Here is a 17,402-nt window from a genome sequence, read left to right on the forward strand (position 1 = left end):
GCCGATCGATGCGATTAAGCGGGGTGGACATCGGGTCCGCCCCGTTTTGCATGACGAGCCGCCGCCGTCTTCCGAGTAGCCGCATGACCGCCGACGACGACACCGCCGACCGCGAGCGCACCGACCGCGAGGGCGCCGACGGGACGGCGCCGCGCGAGGCCGCCTTCTATGGCCGGCGCAAGGGCAAGAAGCTGCGCACCGCGCAGGCCGCCCATCTGGCGCAGGACCTGCCGCGCCTTTCCATCGCGCTCGAGGATATCGGCGCCGGCCCGCTCAAAGCGCTTTTCCCGCACCCGGTGCGGGCGGTGCGGCTGGAGATCGGCTTCGGCGGCGGCGAGCACCTGCTCAGCGAGGCGCAGCGCCATCCCGACATCGGCTATATCGGCGCCGAGGCGTTTCTCAACGGCATCGCCAAGGCGACCGCCGCCATTGCCGGCCTCGGCCTCGCCAATGTGCGGCTCTATGGCGACGACGTGGTGCCGCTGCTCGACCGCCTGCCCGACGCCGCACTGGAGCGGATCGACCTGCTCTATCCCGACCCGTGGCCCAAGCGCCGGCACTGGAAGCGCCGCTTCGTGCAGGCCGACAACATCGACCGCTTCGCGCGGCTGCTCGCGCCCGGCGGGCATTTCCGCTTCGCCACCGACATCGAGCACTATGCCGCCTGGACGCTGCGCCAGTTCCTCGCCGATCCGCGCTTCGACTGGACGGCGGAGCGCGCCGACGACTGGCGCCTGCCCTGGGCCGGCTGGCCGGGCACGCGCTACGAGGCCAAGGCGCTGAGGGAAGGCCGGCGACCGGGATATTACGAGTTCCGGCGCCTCTGATTACCGCCTAGGATGGGGAACTTCGGTAACGGCGCCCGCGTTGAGGGACAGGCCGTTGTCCCGGCCGGTACCCAGGAGATCCACATGGCTCAACCGAACGCGCAAGATGACTTCTCCAAGCTGACCGCCGACCTCGCCACCCTGCGCGCCGATGTCGCCAAGCTCACCGAGACGCTTGCCGCCCTCGCCAGGGCGGAAGGCGACGCCGCCGCCGACGCGGTGGTCGGCCGGGTGCGCGCCGGCGCCGCCCGCGCCGAGGCCGCCGCCGCAGGTCTGGCGGAAGAAGGCTATGCGGTCTACGAGGACGCCAAGGGCCGCGCCCAGGCGCTCGGCCATGATCTCGGCGCCACCATCGAACGCAATCCCTTCGGCGCGGTGCTCGCGGCACTGGGGGTCGGCTTCATGTTCGGCCTGCTGTCGCGGGGCCGATGAATGCTCCGGCTGCTCTTCACGCTTTTCGGCGCCGAGATCCGCCACGCCCTGCGCCGGGCCCGCACGACGGCGCTGCTGCTCGCCATAGGCGGGCTGCTGGTGGCGATCTCGCTGCTGTTCTTCCTGGCGGCCACCTTCATCCTGCTGGCCGATCGCTATGACGCCATCACCGCCTCGCTGGTGATCGCCGGCTTCATGCTGGTGATCGGGCTGATCTTCCTGATGGTGGCGGTGATGCGCACGCGGCACCAGCCGCGCGCGCCGGCCTATGGCGCCTTCTCTGTCCCCCCCGTTCCGCCGGCCGCGGCACAGGGCGCGATGCCGGGCGCGACGCCGGGAGCCCCTCCCGGCGGTGCCCCGCCTGGCAACGTTTCGGCGGCGCTGGCGATTGCGGCGGGCGCCGCGCTGGTCGGCCTTATTCTTGGCCGACGGGTCTGAGAATGTGATGCCGGGCTCTCCGGAGCCCGGTCCGCATTAGCCTCTCGTTATTGCAGGGGCGGCTAAAAAGGACCAATCTGCCAGAAAAGGCCGAAGCCGGGCGCCATGGCGCGGTAGGGCTTGCCGCAGGAGGTTCCAACTTGACGTTCCGACGTTTGTCGCTGCGGCCGGGAGCGGCCATTCTCGCCACGCTCACGGCACTGGGCACCGCCTCGCCGGTGCTGGCCGAGGCCCCTCCGGCAGACTTCATCGCCCGCTCGGCCCCGGCCGGCAACTATCTCGCTGCCCGACTCGCCATCAGCGAGCGCGACACCGGCGCGGCCGCGGCCTATTACCGCGAGCTGGTGCGGCTGTTCCCGCGCAATGGCGAATTGCTGGAGCGCGCCTTCCTCACCCTTCTCGCCGAAGGCGCGGTGGACGAGGCGGTCGACCTCGCCCAGCGCATCGTCCGCGTCGATCCCGAACACACGCTGGCGCGCCTCGTCCTCGGCGTGCGCGCCATCAAGGCCAAGCAGTACGTCACCGCCCGCAGCAATCTGCGCCGCGCCGGCCAGGGCGCCATCGCCGAGCTGAACGCGACGCTGCTGAGCGCCTGGAGCCAGCTCGGCTCGGGCAATGCGCGCGCCGGCGTCGCCGCCATCGACGCGCTGCAGGGGCCGGAATGGTATGCCGGCTTCAAGGACTTCCATGCCGGGCTGATCCTCGACGCCGCCGGCGTCAAGAAGGAAGCCGGCCAGCGGCTGGAAAGCGCGCTGAAGATCGACCCGCGCACGCTGCGCGTGGTCGACGCCTATGCCCGCTGGGCCTCGCGCAGCGGCAACAAGAAGCTCGCCATCGAGACCTATCAGGCGTTCGACAAGCTGGTGCCGAACGACCCGCTGGTCGCCCGCTCGCTCGAACAGCTGGAGGCCGGCAAGACGCTGCCGGCGCTCGTCACCACGCCGGCCGCCGGCGCGGCCGAGGTGCTCTACGGCATCGGCGCGGCGCTCGGCCGCCAGGGCGGCGAGGATCTCGCCCTCGTCTATCTGCAGCTCGGCCGCTGGCTCGACCCCTCGCATGTGCTGATCGACATCACGCTGGCCGACCTGTTCGAATCGATGAAGCGGCACGACGACGCCATCGCGCTCTACCAGCGGGTGCCCGCCAGCTCGCCCTTCAAGGTGAATGCCGACGTGCAGCGCGCGCTCAATCTCGACGCCATCGACAAGTTCGACGAGGCGCGCGCCGTGCTGGAGAAGGTGGTCGCCGCCAACCCGAAGGACCAGCGCTCGCTGATGGCGCTCGGCGACGTGCTGCGCTCGAACGAGAAGTTCGCCGAGGCCGCCGAGGTCTACACCAAGGCGATCGACCAGCTGCAGACGCCGGCCGCCAATGACTGGATGCTGTATTATTTCCGGGGCACCTGCTTCGAGCGCACCAAGCAGTGGGACAAGTCCGAGGCCGACCTGCAGAAGGCGCTCGCGCTGAAGCCGGACCAGCCGCATGTGCTGAACTATCTCGGCTATAGCTGGATCGACCAGGGCGTGAACCTCGACCAGGGCACCGACATGATCCGCAAGGCGGTGGCGCTGCGGCCCGATGACGGCTTCTTCATCGACAGCCTCGGCTGGGCCTATTACCGCACCGGCCATTACGACGACGCGGTGCGCGAGCTGGAACGCGCGGTCGAGCTGAAGCCGAACGAGGCGGTGATCAACGACCATCTCGGCGACGCCTACTGGAAGGTCGACCGCAAGCTCGAGGCCCGCTTCAAGTGGAACCACGCGCGCGACCTCAAGCCCGAGCCGGACGAGCTGGTCGACATCGAGCGCAAGATCGCCGTCGGCCTCGACGAGGCCGAGCGCATCAAGGCGAAGAAGGACGAGGTCCAGAAGACCGAGGTGGCGCCCGCCGCCGAGCCGCAGAAGGCGGCGGTCGACAAGACCCAGGAAAGCCAGAAGCAGGGCGGCGGCGGCTGAGCCCACCGGCAGGAAGGCATGAGAAAAGGGCGGGCCTCGCGAGAGACCCGCCCTTCTTCATTTTGCGCGGTGCGGTGTCGTCGGCGCGCTCAGACGGTCGCCGGACGGCCGACGAACAGCAGCGGGCGCGAACGCAGGGCGAAGGCGCCATCGCCGATCAGCCAGAGCGCGAAGGACGTCACGATCAGGAAGGCCGGGTATTCCCAGCCGCCGCCGGCCGCCGAGAACAGCCAGCCATTGCCGATATGCACGCTCATGGCGCCGGCCATCACCGGGATGAGCAGCAGCGCGACGTGGCGGGCATAGACGCCGGCGATGATGGCCACGCCGCCGATCAGCTCGGCCAGGAACACCGGCCAGGCCAGCGCCTCGGGCAGGCCGAGGCTGCCGAGAAAGCCGGCGAAGCCGGGAATGGTGAAGACAACGTATTTCAGCAGCGCGTGGGACACCCACATGAGGCCGAGCGCAACGCGGAGGAGGAAGACGCCGTAGGGCGCGGAACGGGAATCGATCATGGCGGATCTCGCGGAAGGAGTGGGTTTCGGGTCAGGCCGTTGCCTGAAGTGATCCCGAGGTACCCCGCCGCGAATTGCAACGCGATAGCCACGAATACCGGATCAATATTGCGTCAGCGCAATGTCTTCGTGGATTGACAGGGGTGCCCGCTGCCCGGCCCGATGATCGGCCCAATAGTCGGCCGCTGCCCGCGCGGGCCGGCGCCGCCAGATCGACGGTCGGCGCGAAAGCAGGACCTACTTGACGGCGTCGATTTCGGCCGTCTCGACCGGCAGGGTCTGGGCGCGGGCCGGCGCACTCTTGCCGGAGGCGCGTTCGGCCAGGCGGGTACGCCCGCTGCCGCCGCGCTTGAACTCGCACCACAGGCGCTCGGCGCCGGCGAGGTTGCCGCGGAAGCTGACCTTGCTGGTCTTCTCCAGGTTGAAGCAGGGCTGGAAGGCCATGCCCCTGAGCTTGGCGCAGACCGACTCGCCGCGCACCATGATGGTTCCGGCGGGCAGCGTCACATAGCGCGCATTGCCCTTGCCGCGCATCTGGATGGTTCCCGCGACCGAGCCGTCCGGCATGATCCGCCCGGAACCGGCCGTCCCCTCATAGCAGGTGTAGGAGAAGGTCTGACCCATCACGAAGCGCTGCGCCTCCTGCGCGGACAGCGTCTGCGCCGAGGCAGGCACCGTCGACGCCAGCAAGGGGGCGGCAAGGAACGCGACAGCCAGCGGGGCGGAACGGATGCGCATTAGGGTTTCCATCGCTCGGGAGCGTTTACGATGCGCTGCGAATAGCCTGCCTTGTCAAGGCAGCGCGGCGAATCAGGTCCCTTCGACAAGGCACGCGACGCCCGCACTGTGGCGCCGCCGCAACGACTTCGGTACCACGACGCCTATGGTGAAGGACGAGGGTTAACGTAGCGCAAAAATTTGCGACGCCGGCGGCCGACCGTTCAGGCGCGCGCGGCCTGCGCCCCGCGCTCGACCGGCCGCTCGACGATCGGCAGGTTGATCGCGGCGGAGGCGAAGCTCAGCGCCACCGACAGCCACCAGACGAAATCATAGGAGCCGAGCTGCTCGTAGAACACGCCGCCGAGCCAGACGCCGAGGAAGCCGCCGACCTGATGGCTGAAGAAGGCGAAGCCGTAGAGCATGGCGAGATAGCGCGTGCCGAACATCAGCATCACCAGCCCGGAGGTCGGCGGCACGGTGGACAGCCACAGCAGCCCGAGCACCACGCCGAAGCCGATCGCCGTCACCGGCGAGGCCGGCAGCAACACGAAGGCGGCGATGACGACGCCCCGGGCGAAATAGATCCCCGCCAGCAGGTAGCGCCGCGGCATGCGGCTCGACAGCCAGCCCGAGGTCAGCGAGCCGACCATGTTGGCCAGCCCGATCGCCGCCAGCGTCCAGCCGCCCACCGCGATGGTGAGGCCGCGATCGGTGAGATAGGCCGGCAGATGGGTGGTGACGAAGGCGAGCTGGAAGCCGCAGGTGAAGAAGCCGAGCACCAGCAGCACATAGCTGGGATGACGGAACGCCTCGCCCAGCGCGGCGCCGATCGACTGCTGGCGCTCCTCGGTCTTCGGGGCGGCGCGCGAGCCCGCCAGCGCCAGCGAGAACGGCAGGATCAGCAGCATGGCGAGGCCGAAGACCATCAGCGTCTCGTGCCAGCCGATGGTGGTGTTCAACCCGGCCGCCAGCGGGGGAAACAGGAACTGGCCGAAGGAGCCGGCGGCGGTGCCGGCGCCGAAGGAGAGCGGGCGCCACTTCTCCGGCAGCATCTTCCCGAAGGCGGCGAGCACGATGTTGAACGAGCAGCCCGACAGGCCGAAGCCGACCAGCACGCCCGCCGACAGGTGCAGGAGCCCCGGCGTCGAGGAATAGGCCATGAGGATGAGGCCGGCGGCGTAGAGCGCCGCGCCGATCCACAGCACGCGCATCACGCCGAAGCGGTCGGCGATCGCCCCGGCGAAGGGGGTGCCGACGCCCCAGAGCAGGTTCTGGATGGCGATGGCCAGGCCGAACGTGTCGCGGCCCCAGCCGAACTCGCTGGTCATCGGCAGCAGGAAGATGCCGGAGGAGGCGCGCGGCCCGAAGCTCAGCATGGCGATCATGCAGCCGCACAGCACGATCAGCAGCGGTGCGCGGGCGGCAAGGCTCGGTCGGGGGGCCTCGGTGGCGGCGGACATGGAGAGCCTCGGGATCTGGGCGCGCAGCGGCGCATCGGGCGCTGAAATTAGCGCCGACAGCGGCGCCGATGGAAACGAATAAATTTCAGGATGACCATCAGGAAAACTGATGGAACGGCGACGTGGCGGGTGCCTGGCGGTAGCCAAGTCGTTGACAGGTGAGGCCATTGCGCCACAGGCCGCGGGAAAGCGCCCTCCTGACGCGCCCGTGATGGCCGGCGTGGCGACATTTGCCATGCTCGCCCTGTAGGTGAGGGCTCCTGTCCCTTCCCCCTTATCGTCCGTGCGCCAATCATGCTTCTCGACCGCCGCCTGTTCCTGATCGCCTCCCCGCTCGCCCTCGCCGGCTGCGTCACCTCCGGCAGTTCGCGCTCCAGCCGCGTGCTGCCGGCGGCGATGGACCCGCATTATCTGAGCATGTACGCGGCGATCACCGACGAGCCCTTCCCGGTGCCGGCGGTCGACCTCAGCCAGATCGACCCGCGTTTCCTGCGCCAGGAAGTCGCCTACCAGACCCGCTATCAGCCCGGCACCGTCGTGGTCGATCCCAATGAGCGCTTCGCCTATCTCGTGATGGCCAATGGCCGCGCGCTGCGCTACGGCGTCGGCGTCGGCAAGGAAGAGGGCTTCAATTTCCGCGGCGAGGGCGTCATCGCCCGCAAGGCGGCCTGGCCGCGCTGGACCCCGACCCCGGCGATGATCGCCCGCGAGCCGGAGCGCTACGGCCCCTATGCCGGCGGGCTGGCCGGCGGGCCGACCAACCCGCTCGGGCCGCGCGCGCTCTATCTCTACAAGGACGGGCAGGACACGCTGTACCGACTGCACGGCACCACCGAGCCGTGGACCATCGGCACGCAGGTGTCCTCCGGCTGCGTGCGCTTCATCAATCAGGACATCATCGACCTGTACCGCCGCGTGCCCACCGGCGCCCGCGTGGTGGTGCTGCCGGCGCGCGCAACCCCGGTGAGCTGAACCGGCGGCCGGGCGGACCCGACCGGCCTCAGTCCAGCACCAGCTCGAAGGGCTCGTTCTCCATCGCCTCGCGGCCGCGGCCGATGGCGGCGACGGCGGCGATCATGCGCCCGCGCCGCTCCAGCGCGGCGTCGGCCAGCGCCACCAGCAGGGCGTTGGGCGTCGCCACCGGCGAGGCGGCGCGCAGCGCGGCGGCGATCTCCGCCTCGTCGCGCGCCGGATTGAGCGCGCAGGCGGCGATATAGGCCGAGGCGGTCGAGCGGCTGATGCCGGCGAAGCAATGCACCACCAGCGGCGCCTCGCGCGGCCAGCGCCGCGCGAAGCCGAGGATGGCCTCCACATGCTCGGCGGCCGGATGGATCAGCCCGTCCTGCGGCGCGACGATGTCGTTGAAGCCGACGAAGAGATGGTTGTCGCGCATGATCGCGGCCGGCAGCGCCACCGGCGTGCCGGTGTTGATCACGCTCAGCACATGGGCGGCGCCGGTGCGGGTGACGGTCTCCTCCAGACGCGACAGCGGGCAGACATGGATCATGATCGTCCTCCGGCGGCGGAGCTCTGGCCGGAATCCGCGTTCGGGCCGGCATCGGCGGACACCGCCGGCGTGTCGGCCGCCAGTTCCTGAAAGCGGGCCACGAAGCGCGTCTTCGCCTCGTCGGCGCTCCACGGCGTGAGATAGTCCCGCTCCGCCGCGCTGTCGAGCGGGCAGGGCGTGCCGAAGAAGCGCCGGGCCTCGGCGATCTCGAAGCCGGCGAGGCGGGTCGCCTCCAGGAAGGCGCTGGCGCGGTCCGCCGCCTTCACCAGCCGGACGAGGCTCGCCGACCAGTGCGCCGGCAGCCCGAAACGCAGGCTCACCGCCGCCAGAAGCCGCTCCTCCACCGCCTTGTAGTCGCCGCCGATCACCGCCTTGAACGGGCTGATCATGTCGCCGACGACGTATTCCGGCGCGTCGTGCAGCAGCAGAGCGAGGCGCCAGCGGCGGTCGAGGTCGGTACCGCGCGCGGCCGCCTGGCGCCGCCCGATCAGCTCCACCAGCACCGAATGCTGGGCGACGGAGAAGATGTGCTCGCCGCTGGTCTGGCCGTTCCAGCGGGCGACGCGGGCGAGGCCGTGGGCGATGTCCTCGATCTCGATGTCGAGCGGCGAGGGATTGATGAGGTCGAGCCGCCGGCCCGACAGCATGCGCTGCCAGGCGCGCTCCGGTTTGGCGCGCGGGGTCATGTGTCCAGCCTCAGGCTCCCTTGCCGTGGCGGTGGCAGGTGACGGCGTGGTCGTCCACCATGCCGACCGCCTGCATGAAGGCGTAGACGATGGTCGGGCCGACGAAGTTGAAGCCGCGCTGCTTCAGTTCCTTCGACATGGCGACCGCCACCGGCGAGGTGACGAGCGCCGGCTCGTCCGGCTGGCGGCGCGTGTCGAGCACCGGGCCGTTGATATCCCAGAGCAGCTTCGAGAAACCCGGCCCGCGCTCCTGAATGTCGAGCCAGACCTGCGCCGAGCGCACGGTCGATTCGATCTTGGAACGGTTGCGCACGATGCCGGCGTCCTGCATCAGCGCCTCGATCTTTTCCGGCGTGTAGCGGGCGATGATCTCCGGCTCGAAGCCGTCGAAGGCGGCGCGGAATCCGTCGCGCTTGCGCAGGATGGTGATCCAGGCGAGCCCGGCCTGGAAACCGTCGAGAATCAGCTTCTCGAACAGCGCCCGGTCGTCATGTTCGGGCACGCCCCATTCGGTGTCGTGATAGGCGACATAGAGCGGATCGGTGCCGCACCAGGCGCAGCGGGTGATGCCGTCCTCATGGGTGTGAACCTTCACGCCAGATCCTCCCTCATGAAGCGTCCCCCGCGCCGGGAATGGCGAAGCGCGCCCAGCCGGGCCGCTCGGGCACCAGCGCCGCGCCGTCCGCCTCGATCACCTTGCCGTCGGCGCGCGCCTCCTCCATCCGGTCGAGCCGGACGAGGGCGAGAGCCCGCCCGTTCACGCCCGAGCCGATGCGGCCAATGCTCTTGCCGCCGGCGGTGACCGGCGTGCCTTCCGCCGGCGCCGGCCCGCACAGCGCGAAGGGGATGATGCGGGTGCGCGCCGTGCCGCGATGCTGCATGCGGCTGACGACCTCCTGCCCGACATAGCAGCCCTTGTCGAAGTCGATGCCGCCGAGCTGGTCCATGTCCGCCTCGTGCGGGAAGGCGTCGCCATAGAGGAAGTCCTGCCCGCCCTCCGGCACGCCGAGCGCGATGCGGTGGGTGTGCCATTCGGACTCCGGCACCATGGCGATCTGCGCCGCCTCGGCGGCGGGCAGCAGGAAGCGCCGGCCGAGCACCGGCAGGCGCGGGTCGTCATAGGCGAGCGTGTCGACCAGCGGGCTCGCCCCGCCCCAGGCGACCGCGACGGCGAGGTCGTCGAGCAGGCCGATCTCGACCTTGGCGCGCAGCCGGTAGAGCTGCAGCCGCTTGAGCAGGTCGGCGGCGACCGCACGGGGGATGTCGAGGCGGAAGCCGCCCTCGGTCGCCAGCACGATCATGTCGGCGACGATCTTGCCCTGCGGGGCGAGCAGCGCGGCATAGCGCGCCTCGCCGGGGGCAGGGGTGCGGGAGGTGAGCAGGTTGTCGAGGAAGTGCGTGGCGTCGGCCCCGGCGATGCGGGCGACGGCGCGCTCCTTCAGGATCGCGATCGGCATGGAGGCGCGCTCCGAATGGAAGCCCGGCGGCGCGGGCGAGTTGCCCGAGAGGTACGACGGGCCGCGTCCTGGGGCAAGCACAAAGAAACGAAACGGGAACAGATCATGCCGCCGCGTTCGTTGCCGCGTCGTCGGCCCGCTTCACATGCCCGTGCGTGCGCGCAAATCCCGTCGCGCGGGGCCGGTTGCCGGGTGCGGCGGCCGCACCATGTTAGTCGTCGGCCCCCTCCCGGCCCCCACCTCCCAGTCCACACCTGCAAGGAGAGCCTCATGTCCGGCACCGTCCTCTTCACCGGCACCGCCACCGCCATCGGCGGGCGCAACGGCCATTCCCAGACCAGCGACGGCTCGGTCTCCGTCGATCTCGGCATGCCGAAGAACGGCGTGCTCGATCCCGGCAAGACCACGCCCGAGCACCTGTTCGCCACCGGCTACGCCGCCTGCTTCGGCTCGGCCGTCGAGGCGGTCGGCCACCAGAAGAAGCTGGACGTGACCGGCGCCGCCGTCACCGTGGCGGTCTCGCTGGTGAAGGGCGACGACGGCTTCAGCCTCGCGGCGAAGCTCTCGCTCAAGGCCCCCGCGCTCGACGCCTCGCAGATCCGCGAGGTGCTGGAGGCCGCGCACCAGATGTGCCCCTACTCCAAGGCGACGCGCGGCAACATCCCGGTCGAGCTCAGCGTCGGCTGACGAGGCCGATCCCCCCGAACCACGTCATCCCGGACGTCGCCGCGGCGGCGTCCGGGAGCGCGCGGCACATGGAGGCTCCAAGTGGAGGCTCCACGGGGAGGCAGCACGTGGAGGCAGCACGTGGAGGCACGTGCAGGCCGCTCCCGGCGCGCGCGACGCTCGGCCGGGATGACGTGCCGGAGGGGTCGGGATGACGCCCCGGAGGGGCCGGGATGACGCCCCGGAGCGGCCGCGCGGCGCTCAGGCCGTCCGGCGCAGCTCGCGCGCGTCGGTGCGCGCCACCAGTTCGCCCAGGCTCGGCAGCGCGAGCGGCTCGCCGGTCGGGCTGACGAGGCCGCGCGCGCCCTGCAGCGCGCCGGGCGTCAGCTCCAGCCCGAGGAAGCGGCCGCGCTCGAAGGCACCCGGCAGCCACAGGCCCTGCGTCAGCGCCACGTCGAAGCCGAAGCGGGCGTAATAGGGCGCGTCGCCGACCAGCAGGATCGCGCCGTGGCCGAGCCGGGTCGCCTCGCAGACCGCCGTCGTCATCATGGCGGCGCCCAGCCCACGGTCACGGAACCAGGGATGCACGGCGAGCGGCCCGAGCAGCAGCGCCGGCCGGCCGGGACCGGCGGTGACGTGCCACAGGCGCAGCGTCGCGATCGTGCGGCCATCCGCGCCGTGGGCGGCGAAGGCGAGGCCCTCGGCCGGCCGGCGGCCTTCGCGCAGGCGCTCGGAGGTCTTGGCCAGACGCGCCGCGCGGCCGAAGGCGAGGTCCAGAAGGGCCTCGCGCTGGGCGATGTCGGCGTCGGTCTCGTGCGAGATGACGGGGGTGGCGGTGGCGAGCATGAAGGCCTCCAAAACCCGGGTGCACCGGGCAAAAGAGGAAGGGGGAATTGTGAAAGATCGCTTCCATTCGCCCTCATCCCCGGGGCGTATCCCGAGGATCCAGCCGCTTGCCGGCAGGTCTGGGTGGCCGGGTCAAGCCCGGCCATGAGGGTGGAAAAGGCGCGCGGCCCGCTCAGATCACATAGGATCGCAGCGGGTCGAAGCCGTTGAACGCCACCGCCGAATAGGTGGTGGTGTAGGCGCCGGTCGCCTCGATGAGCACCTTGTCGCCGATGGCGAGCGACACCGGCAGCATGACCGGGGTCTTCTCGTAGAGCACGTCAGCCGAATCGCAGGTCGGCCCGGCGAGCACGCAGGGCTCCACCGCGTCGCCGTCGCGCGACGTCACGATGGGGTAGCGGATCGCCTCCTCCATCGTCTCGGCGAGACCGCCGAACTTGCCGATGTCGAGATAGACCCAGCGCACCGAATCGGTGTCCGACTTCTTCGAGATCAGCACCACCTCGGCCTCGATCAGGCCGGCGGCGCCGACCATGCCGCGGCCCGGCTCGATGATGGTCTGCGGGATGGCGTTGCCGAAGTGCCGCGACAGGGCGCAGAAGATCGCCTCGCCATAGGCCTCGGCCGCCGGCACGTCCTGCAGGTACTTGGCCGGGAAGCCGCCGCCGAGATTGACCAGCGAGAGCGCGATGCCGCGCTCGGCGCAGGCGCGGAAGATCGCCGACGCGGAAGCCAGCGCCGAATCCCACGCCTCGACGTTCTTCTGCTGCGAGCCGACATGGAAGGAGACGCCGTGCGCCTCCAGGCCGAGGCGATGGGCGTGCTCGAGCACGTCGACCGCCATTTCCGGCTCGCAGCCGAACTTGCGCGAGAGCGGCCATTCGGCGCCGGCGCCGTCGCACAGTATGCGGCAGAACACCTTGGCGCCGGCGGCGACGCGGGCGACCTTCTCGACTTCCTCGACGCTGTCGACGGCGAACAGGCGCACGCCGAGCTCGAAGGCGCGCGCCACATCGCGCTCCTTCTTGATGGTGTTGCCGAAGGAGACGCGGTCGGGCGTGGCGCCGGCGGCGAGCGCCATCAGGATCTCGTTGACCGAGGCGCAGTCGAAGCAGGAGCCCATCTCGGCCAGCGCCGACAGGATCGCCGCGTCCGGGTTGGCCTTCACCGCGTAGAAGACGCGGGTGTCCGGCAGCGCCCGGGCGAAGGCGGCATAGTTGGTGCGCACGACGTCGAGATCGACGACGACGCAGGGACCATCCTCGCGTCGGTTGCGCAGAAATTCGCGAATACGGTCAGTCATGGCAAATCCCCATAGACCCGAAGCTTCGACCCAGATGAAGCGAACATCTGGATGCGAACACCCGCCCGCGGCGCCAATGGGCCGCGTTGATGGCGAGAATGCGCATCCGTTCGCCGACCGCACGGTTGTTGCCGATTGGCCGTATGGAATGGAGCCGTGGCACGAAACCGTTCGCCAGCGCGTGTGGAGAGCGCGACGTCCGTCCGATGCCTTCGCTTGGTACGGGAGACCCGACCGCACGCCCGGCAAGAAGTAGTGCCTCTTCAGTTTCCCGACCTTTGGAGGGCCGACAGAGACTAAAAAAGCCCGCTACGTCGTTGCTTCAAGTCACGTTCCCCGCTGAGAGCGGGGTGCGCCGGTTTCGCCTCCGGCTACCGATCTGACTGGCGACTTTCCGGCCTCTTGTCCGGACTTCCGCCGATCGGCACGCGACCACAGGCACGTGCGAATATTGGGCAAGGCGCGATGTATGGATTTACGCCGTCATATGCAAGCGGGTTTTGCGGATTTTTGTCGTTCGCGCCCGATTCAGGCAGCGTGGTACCCGCAGATGTCCCGAAACGATGAAAAAGCCGGCAAAGCATCACCTTGCCGGCGTGTCGAGGCGGGGAAGGCGGGGCCGATCGCCACCGCGCGGCGGGTCAGCCCTCGACGAAGGGCTCGATCGACTTCGCCTTCTTCACGAAGCGGTAGATGCCGTAGATGGCGAGCAGGGCGAAGATGCCCTCGAAGATGAGCTCCCACACCCAGCTCGCCTCGAACAGGGCGGCGATGGCCCAGCCGGCGGCGAGGCCCGCGCCGAGGAGCTCGGCGCCGAGCAGGATGGCGGCGCTCATCACCGTGCTGACATTGTCCCAGCGAATGCGTCGGCCCGTGGTCATCTGTTGCTTCCGTCTACTTCGGCGGCGCGCAAACTGCTATGCCCGGCCGCGCGGGTCAAGCCGCACGGCAAGAGGCGACGCTGCAAGCGGGATTCGAATCGGGATTCGAAGCGGGGTTCATGGTGGCAGACGGGATCGTTCATGAGAGCACGCGCGCCGGCTCGGGCATGGTCGCGACGCCGCACTGGCTCGCCACCGAGGCCGGCCGCGCCGTGCTGGAGGAAGGCGGCAACGCGGTGGAGGCGGCGCTGGCCGCCGCCGCCACGATCGCGGTGGTCTATCCGCACATGACGCAGATGGGCGGCGACGGCTTCTGGCTGATCCGCGATCCCGCCGGGCGCGTCAGCTATATCGAGGCCACCGGCTATGCCGGCGCCAACGCCACCGTCGCGCTCTACCGCGACCGGGACTACGAGACGATCCCCGCGCGCGGCCCGCTCGCCGCGCTCACCGTGCCGGGGCAGGTCGGCGGCTGGATGCTGGCGCAGGAGGCCGCGCACGCCTTCGGCGGCAAGATGCCGCTGCGCCGGCTGCTCGAATCGGCGATCGAGCACGCCCGCGCCGGCTACCCGGTCTCCGGCTCGCAGAACCGCCTCACCCGCGAGAAGCGCGACGAACTGGCGGAGGTGCCCGGCTTCAAGGGCGCCTTCCTGGAGCCGGACGGCACGGTGCCGGCAGTGGGCACGGTGAAGCGCCATGAGCGCCTCGCCGACACGCTGGAACAGCTCGCCGGGGCGGGGCTCGAGGATTTCTACCGCGGCGATGTCGGCCGCGAGATCGCCGCCGATCTGGAGCGCGCCGGCAGCCCGGTGACGCGCGCCGACCTCGAGGCCTACCGGGCGGTGACGCGCGCCCCGCTCCGGGTCAAGCTGCCCAACATGGAACTGTGGTCCTCGCCGCCACCCACCCAGGGGCTGGCGACGCTGATGATCCTCGCCATCTTCGCCCGGCTCGGGGTGACGCGGCCGGAAGGCTTCGCCCATGTGCACGGGCTGGTCGAGGCCACCAAGCGCGCCTTCCTGGTGCGCGACAAGGTGGTGACGGATTTCAACCACCTCACCCATGATCCGGCTGCCTTCCTCACCCCCGCCGCGCTCGCCCGCGAGGCCGCCGCCATCGACGCGCGCCGCGCTTTGCCCTGGCCGCACAAGGCGGCGCCCGGCGACACGGTGTGGCTCGGCGCGGCGGACCGCAGCGGCGTGTCGGTCTCCTACATCCAGTCGATCTACTGGGAGTTCGGCGCCGGGCTGGTGCTGCCGGGCACCGGCGTGCTGATGCAGAACCGCGGCACCTCCTTCTCGCTCGATCCGCGCGCCAGGAACCCGCTGCAGCCCGGCCGCCGGCCGTTCCACACGCTCAATCCCGGCATGGCGCTGCTGCCGGACGGGCGCTTCGTCGCCTTCGGCTGCATGGGCGGCGAGGGCCAGCCGCAGACCAATGCGGCGGTGATGAGCCGCTACGCCATGTTCGGCGTGCCGCTCGGCGAGGCCATCGCCCGGCCGCGCTGGGTGCTGGGGCGCACCTGGGGCTCGGACACGGTGAACCTGCGCGTCGAGGGGGCCTTCGACGGCGGCCTCGCCGAACAGCTCGCCGATGCCGGTCACGATGTCGAGATCATCGCCGAGCCGCATTCCGACATGATGGGCCATGCCGGCGCGGTGATCCTGCATCCGGGCAAGGCGGGGCTGGAAGGCGCCCATGACCCGCGCGCGGATGGCGGGGCGCTCGGCGTGTAGCGGCGGCGCGGCGCTTGCGGACGCCCCCTTCATGGAACGGTCACATCAACATGCGAGACGCGCGGCCATGGAATCGATTCTGACCAATGCCCGCCTCGTTCTCGAAGACCGCGTCGTCGACGGCACGCTGGTTCACGCCGGCGGCCGCATCCGCGCCGTCGACGAGGGCCGCTCGCAATTGCCCGCCGCGCGCGACTGCGAGGGCGCCTTCCTCGCGCCCGGACTGATCGACCTGCACACCGACGCGCTGGAAGGCCATTTCATCCCGCGCCCCAAGGTGATCTGGCCGGATGCCCGCGCCGCCGCCCTTGCGCATGACGGACAGATGGCGGCCTCCGGCGTCACCACGGTCTATGACGCGATCTGCGCCGGCGGCTTCGACCAGGCCAAGGCGGACCGCCGGGCGCTCTACGAGACGATGCTCGACGCGGTGGAGCAGGGCGCCACGCGCGGCCTGTTCCGCGTCGACCACCGCATCCACTTGCGCTGCGAGCTGACCGACCACACCCTGCCCGACCTCGTCGACGCTGCCATGGGCCGGCCGAACCTGGCGCTGGCCTCGCTGATGGACCACACGCCGGGCACCCGGCAGTGGCGCAATGTCGAGCACCTGAAGGTCTACCTGACCGGCATCGGCAAGGGCGGCGCCGACATCGACGCCGAGGTCGCCGACCGCATCGAGCGGGCGCGGGGCGCGGTGGCGGGAAATTATCAGCGCATGGTCGCGCTGTTCTCCTCCTCCGGCATCGTGCTGGCGAGCCATGACGACACCACGCCCGGCCATGTCGACGAGGCGGTGGCGGCCGGCTGCACCATCTCCGAATTCCCGACCACGGTGGAGGCCGCCCGCGCCGCGCGCATGAAGGGCCTCGCCACCATCGGCGGCGCGCCGAACGTGGTGCGCGGCGGCTCGCATTCCGGCGGCGTCTCGATGCGCGCCCTCGCGAGCGAGGGCCTGCTCGACGCGCTCGCCTCGGACTACGTGCCGGCCAGCCTGCTGCAGGCCGCGCTGGCGCTGACCCGCACCGCCGGGCTTTCCGTTCCCGCCGCCCTCGCCCTCGTCACCGCCGCGCCGGCCCGGCTCGCCGGACTGGACGATCGCGGCCGGATCGAGGAGGGGCTGCGCGCCGACCTCGTGCTGTTCCGTCTCGCCGACGACACCCCCCGGATCGACGAGGTCTTCCTCGCCGGCCGGCGCGTCTTCTGATGCCGCGCTCCATGTCCCACGCTGCACCCCATGCCGCGCCCCTCGCCGCCGACGCCCCGCTGCCGAAGCCGGCCGAGCCGCGCTACGCGCTGTATTTCGCCCCGCCGGCGCAGAGCCCGCTCTGGCGCTTCGGCTCCTCCGTCGTCGGCCATGACGCGGAGACCGGCGGGGACGCGCCGCCGCCGCCGCTGCGCCGCTTCGACCCGGCGCGCTGGCGCGAGATCACCGCCGAGCCGCGCCGCTACGGCTTCCACGGCACGCTCAAGGCGCCGTTCCGGCTCGCGCCCGGCCGGAGCGAGCAGGAACTGCGCGCGGCCTGCACGCGCTTTGCCGGCAACCGGGCGGGCTTTGCCTGCGCCGGGGTGACGCTCGCCACCATCGGCCGCTTCCTTGCCCTGCGCCTCGCGGTGCCGAGCGCGGCGCTCGACCGGCTGGCGGCCGGCGCGGTCGCCGCCTTCGACGACTTCCGCGCGCCGATGACCGAGGCCGAGCGCGAGAAGCGCCTGCGCGCGCCGCTCTCGCCGCGCCAGCAGGAATATCTGGCGCGCTGGGGCTATCCCTATGTGCTGGACGAGTTCCGCTTCCACATGACGCTGACCGGCCCGCTGGAGGACGAGGAGCGCGCCCTCGCCGAGGCGGAACTTGCCGAGCATTTCGCCGCGAGCGGCGCCGACGGCCCGCTCATCGTGCGCGAGATCGCGCTCTACCGGCAGGATTCCGGCCGGTTCCGGCTGATCGCGCGCTACCCCTTCGGGAGCTGACC

Annotated in this window: 19 protein-coding genes; 9 read left to right on the top strand and 10 right to left on the bottom strand. The window is 70.7% G+C overall.

Annotated features, from left to right (window positions below):
- Positions 1-83: 83 nt before the first annotated feature.
- From trmB to AC1PZ7_RS02385, 4 genes are all read left to right on the top strand, one after another.
- On the top strand, positions 84-827 hold the full coding sequence (trmB, locus tag AC1PZ7_RS02370; protein WP_482357919.1) for a tRNA (guanine(46)-N(7))-methyltransferase TrmB: 744 nt from the start codon (positions 84-86) through the stop codon (positions 825-827).
- Between the two features lie 84 nt (positions 828-911).
- The gene (locus AC1PZ7_RS02375; protein ID WP_482357920.1) at positions 912-1,259 is read left to right on the top strand and encodes a hypothetical protein; all 348 of its coding nucleotides are present in this window, start codon (positions 912-914) and stop codon (positions 1,257-1,259) included.
- Entirely contained in the window at positions 1,260-1,697 is a 438-nt protein-coding gene (locus AC1PZ7_RS02380) for a phage holin family protein (protein WP_482357921.1), read from the top strand. It abuts the gene before it with no gap.
- Between the two features lie 140 nt (positions 1,698-1,837).
- Positions 1,838-3,655 carry a tetratricopeptide repeat protein gene (locus AC1PZ7_RS02385; RefSeq protein ID WP_482357922.1) on the top strand — a complete coding sequence of 606 codons (1,818 nt, stop codon included), beginning with the start codon at positions 1,838-1,840 and terminating at the stop codon, positions 3,653-3,655.
- Between the two features lie 89 nt (positions 3,656-3,744).
- On the opposite strand, the gene AC1PZ7_RS02390 is transcribed toward AC1PZ7_RS02385, so the two are convergent.
- The 3 genes from AC1PZ7_RS02390 to AC1PZ7_RS02400 all read right to left on the bottom strand — a co-directional run bounded on the left by AC1PZ7_RS02390 (position 3,745) and on the right by AC1PZ7_RS02400 (position 6,350).
- Positions 3,745-4,170 carry a DoxX family protein gene (locus AC1PZ7_RS02390; protein WP_482357923.1) on the bottom strand — a complete coding sequence of 142 codons (426 nt, stop codon included), beginning with the start codon at positions 4,168-4,170 and terminating at the stop codon, positions 3,745-3,747.
- A gap of 237 nt (positions 4,171-4,407) precedes the next feature.
- The gene (locus AC1PZ7_RS02395; protein ID WP_482357924.1) at positions 4,408-4,908 is read right to left on the bottom strand and encodes a hypothetical protein; all 501 of its coding nucleotides are present in this window, start codon (positions 4,906-4,908) and stop codon (positions 4,408-4,410) included.
- 203 nt (positions 4,909-5,111) lie between these two features.
- Positions 5,112-6,350 (bottom strand): MFS transporter, encoded by a 1,239-nt coding sequence (locus AC1PZ7_RS02400; RefSeq protein WP_482357925.1) that lies wholly within the window; start codon positions 6,348-6,350, stop codon positions 5,112-5,114.
- Between the two features lie 294 nt (positions 6,351-6,644).
- Between AC1PZ7_RS02400 and AC1PZ7_RS02405 the strand changes: the two genes are divergently transcribed.
- Entirely contained in the window at positions 6,645-7,322 is a 678-nt protein-coding gene (locus AC1PZ7_RS02405) for a L,D-transpeptidase (protein ID WP_482357926.1), read from the top strand.
- A 28-nt stretch (positions 7,323-7,350) separates the two neighbouring features.
- On the opposite strand, the gene AC1PZ7_RS02410 is transcribed toward AC1PZ7_RS02405, so the two are convergent.
- Genes AC1PZ7_RS02410 through ygfZ form a run of 4 tightly spaced genes read right to left on the bottom strand, consistent with a single transcriptional unit; the run spans position 7,351 to position 10,000 of the window.
- Positions 7,351-7,857: a tyrosine phosphatase family protein gene (locus AC1PZ7_RS02410; RefSeq protein WP_482357927.1), complete on the bottom strand. Its 507-nt coding sequence runs from the start codon at positions 7,855-7,857 to the stop codon at positions 7,351-7,353.
- Positions 7,854-8,543 carry a YfbR-like 5'-deoxynucleotidase gene (locus tag AC1PZ7_RS02415; protein ID WP_482357928.1) on the bottom strand — a complete coding sequence of 230 codons (690 nt, stop codon included), beginning with the start codon at positions 8,541-8,543 and terminating at the stop codon, positions 7,854-7,856. Before AC1PZ7_RS02415 ends, AC1PZ7_RS02410 begins: the two co-directional genes overlap by 4 nt.
- Positions 8,544-8,553: 10 nt before the next feature.
- Positions 8,554-9,138, bottom strand: a complete 585-nt coding sequence (locus AC1PZ7_RS02420; RefSeq protein WP_482357929.1) for a DNA-3-methyladenine glycosylase I — start codon at positions 9,136-9,138, stop codon at positions 8,554-8,556.
- Positions 9,139-9,151: 13 nt separating this feature from the next.
- Positions 9,152-10,000 (bottom strand): CAF17-like 4Fe-4S cluster assembly/insertion protein YgfZ, encoded by an 849-nt coding sequence (gene ygfZ / locus AC1PZ7_RS02425; protein WP_482357930.1) that lies wholly within the window; start codon positions 9,998-10,000, stop codon positions 9,152-9,154.
- 270 nt (positions 10,001-10,270) lie between these two features.
- Here ygfZ and AC1PZ7_RS02430 point away from each other — a divergent pair, with 270 nt between their 5' ends.
- Positions 10,271-10,687, top strand: a complete 417-nt coding sequence (locus AC1PZ7_RS02430) for an Ohr family peroxiredoxin (protein WP_482357931.1) — start codon at positions 10,271-10,273, stop codon at positions 10,685-10,687.
- Between the two features lie 240 nt (positions 10,688-10,927).
- Here the strand turns inward: AC1PZ7_RS02430 and AC1PZ7_RS02435 are convergent, their stop codons facing one another.
- The 3 genes from AC1PZ7_RS02435 to AC1PZ7_RS02445 all read right to left on the bottom strand — a co-directional run bounded on the left by AC1PZ7_RS02435 (position 10,928) and on the right by AC1PZ7_RS02445 (position 13,696).
- The gene (locus AC1PZ7_RS02435; protein WP_482357932.1) at positions 10,928-11,512 is read right to left on the bottom strand and encodes a GNAT family N-acetyltransferase; all 585 of its coding nucleotides are present in this window, start codon (positions 11,510-11,512) and stop codon (positions 10,928-10,930) included.
- A 172-nt stretch (positions 11,513-11,684) separates the two neighbouring features.
- The gene (locus AC1PZ7_RS02440; protein WP_482357933.1) at positions 11,685-12,815 is read right to left on the bottom strand and encodes a type III PLP-dependent enzyme; all 1,131 of its coding nucleotides are present in this window, start codon (positions 12,813-12,815) and stop codon (positions 11,685-11,687) included.
- A gap of 641 nt (positions 12,816-13,456) precedes the next feature.
- Entirely contained in the window at positions 13,457-13,696 is a 240-nt protein-coding gene (locus tag AC1PZ7_RS02445; RefSeq protein WP_482357934.1) for a hypothetical protein, read from the bottom strand.
- A gap of 119 nt (positions 13,697-13,815) precedes the next feature.
- On the opposite strand from AC1PZ7_RS02445, the gene AC1PZ7_RS02450 reads away from it, so the two are divergent.
- The 3 genes from AC1PZ7_RS02450 (at position 13,816) to AC1PZ7_RS02460 (ending at position 17,400) form a co-directional block, all read left to right on the top strand.
- A complete protein-coding gene (locus AC1PZ7_RS02450; protein WP_482357935.1) occupies positions 13,816-15,432 on the top strand; it encodes a gamma-glutamyltransferase family protein in 1,617 nt (538 codons plus the stop codon).
- 67 nt (positions 15,433-15,499) lie between these two features.
- Entirely contained in the window at positions 15,500-16,639 is a 1,140-nt protein-coding gene (locus AC1PZ7_RS02455; RefSeq protein ID WP_482357936.1) for an alpha-D-ribose 1-methylphosphonate 5-triphosphate diphosphatase, read from the top strand.
- Positions 16,640-16,650: 11 nt separating this feature from the next.
- On the top strand, positions 16,651-17,400 hold the full coding sequence (locus AC1PZ7_RS02460) for a DUF1045 domain-containing protein (protein ID WP_482357937.1): 750 nt from the start codon (positions 16,651-16,653) through the stop codon (positions 17,398-17,400).
- Positions 17,401-17,402: the final 2 nt, after the last annotated feature.

The sequence above is a fragment of the Ancylobacter sp. TW_SC_1 genome, assembly GCF_056836805.1.

What these genes read in the sequence shown, in the direction of transcription:
- AC1PZ7_RS02395 (WP_482357924.1), bottom strand. Translation starts at nt 4,908, where the DNA reads ATGCGCATCCGTTCCGCCCCGCTGGCTGTCGCGTTCCTTGCCGCCCCC.
- AC1PZ7_RS02375 (WP_482357920.1), top strand. Translation starts at nt 912, where the DNA reads ATGGCTCAACCGAACGCGCAAGATGACTTCTCCAAGCTGACCGCCGAC.
- AC1PZ7_RS02380 (WP_482357921.1), top strand. Translation starts at nt 1,260, where the DNA reads ATGCTCCGGCTGCTCTTCACGCTTTTCGGCGCCGAGATCCGCCACGCC.
- AC1PZ7_RS02445 (WP_482357934.1), bottom strand. Translation starts at nt 13,696, where the DNA reads ATGACCACGGGCCGACGCATTCGCTGGGACAATGTCAGCACGGTGATG.
- AC1PZ7_RS02450 (WP_482357935.1), top strand. Translation starts at nt 13,816, where the DNA reads ATGGTGGCAGACGGGATCGTTCATGAGAGCACGCGCGCCGGCTCGGGC.
- AC1PZ7_RS02430 (WP_482357931.1), top strand. Translation starts at nt 10,271, where the DNA reads ATGTCCGGCACCGTCCTCTTCACCGGCACCGCCACCGCCATCGGCGGG.
- AC1PZ7_RS02405 (WP_482357926.1), top strand. Translation starts at nt 6,645, where the DNA reads ATGCTTCTCGACCGCCGCCTGTTCCTGATCGCCTCCCCGCTCGCCCTC.
- AC1PZ7_RS02415 (WP_482357928.1), bottom strand. Translation starts at nt 8,543, where the DNA reads ATGACCCCGCGCGCCAAACCGGAGCGCGCCTGGCAGCGCATGCTGTCG.
- ygfZ (WP_482357930.1), bottom strand. Translation starts at nt 10,000, where the DNA reads ATGCCGATCGCGATCCTGAAGGAGCGCGCCGTCGCCCGCATCGCCGGG.
- trmB (WP_482357919.1), top strand. Translation starts at nt 84, where the DNA reads ATGACCGCCGACGACGACACCGCCGACCGCGAGCGCACCGACCGCGAG.
- AC1PZ7_RS02390 (WP_482357923.1), bottom strand. Translation starts at nt 4,170, where the DNA reads ATGATCGATTCCCGTTCCGCGCCCTACGGCGTCTTCCTCCTCCGCGTT.
- AC1PZ7_RS02440 (WP_482357933.1), bottom strand. Translation starts at nt 12,815, where the DNA reads ATGACTGACCGTATTCGCGAATTTCTGCGCAACCGACGCGAGGATGGT.
- AC1PZ7_RS02460 (WP_482357937.1), top strand. Translation starts at nt 16,651, where the DNA reads ATGTCCCACGCTGCACCCCATGCCGCGCCCCTCGCCGCCGACGCCCCG.
- AC1PZ7_RS02410 (WP_482357927.1), bottom strand. Translation starts at nt 7,857, where the DNA reads ATGATCCATGTCTGCCCGCTGTCGCGTCTGGAGGAGACCGTCACCCGC.
- AC1PZ7_RS02400 (WP_482357925.1), bottom strand. Translation starts at nt 6,350, where the DNA reads ATGTCCGCCGCCACCGAGGCCCCCCGACCGAGCCTTGCCGCCCGCGCA.
- AC1PZ7_RS02435 (WP_482357932.1), bottom strand. Translation starts at nt 11,512, where the DNA reads ATGCTCGCCACCGCCACCCCCGTCATCTCGCACGAGACCGACGCCGAC.
- AC1PZ7_RS02455 (WP_482357936.1), top strand. Translation starts at nt 15,500, where the DNA reads ATGGAATCGATTCTGACCAATGCCCGCCTCGTTCTCGAAGACCGCGTC.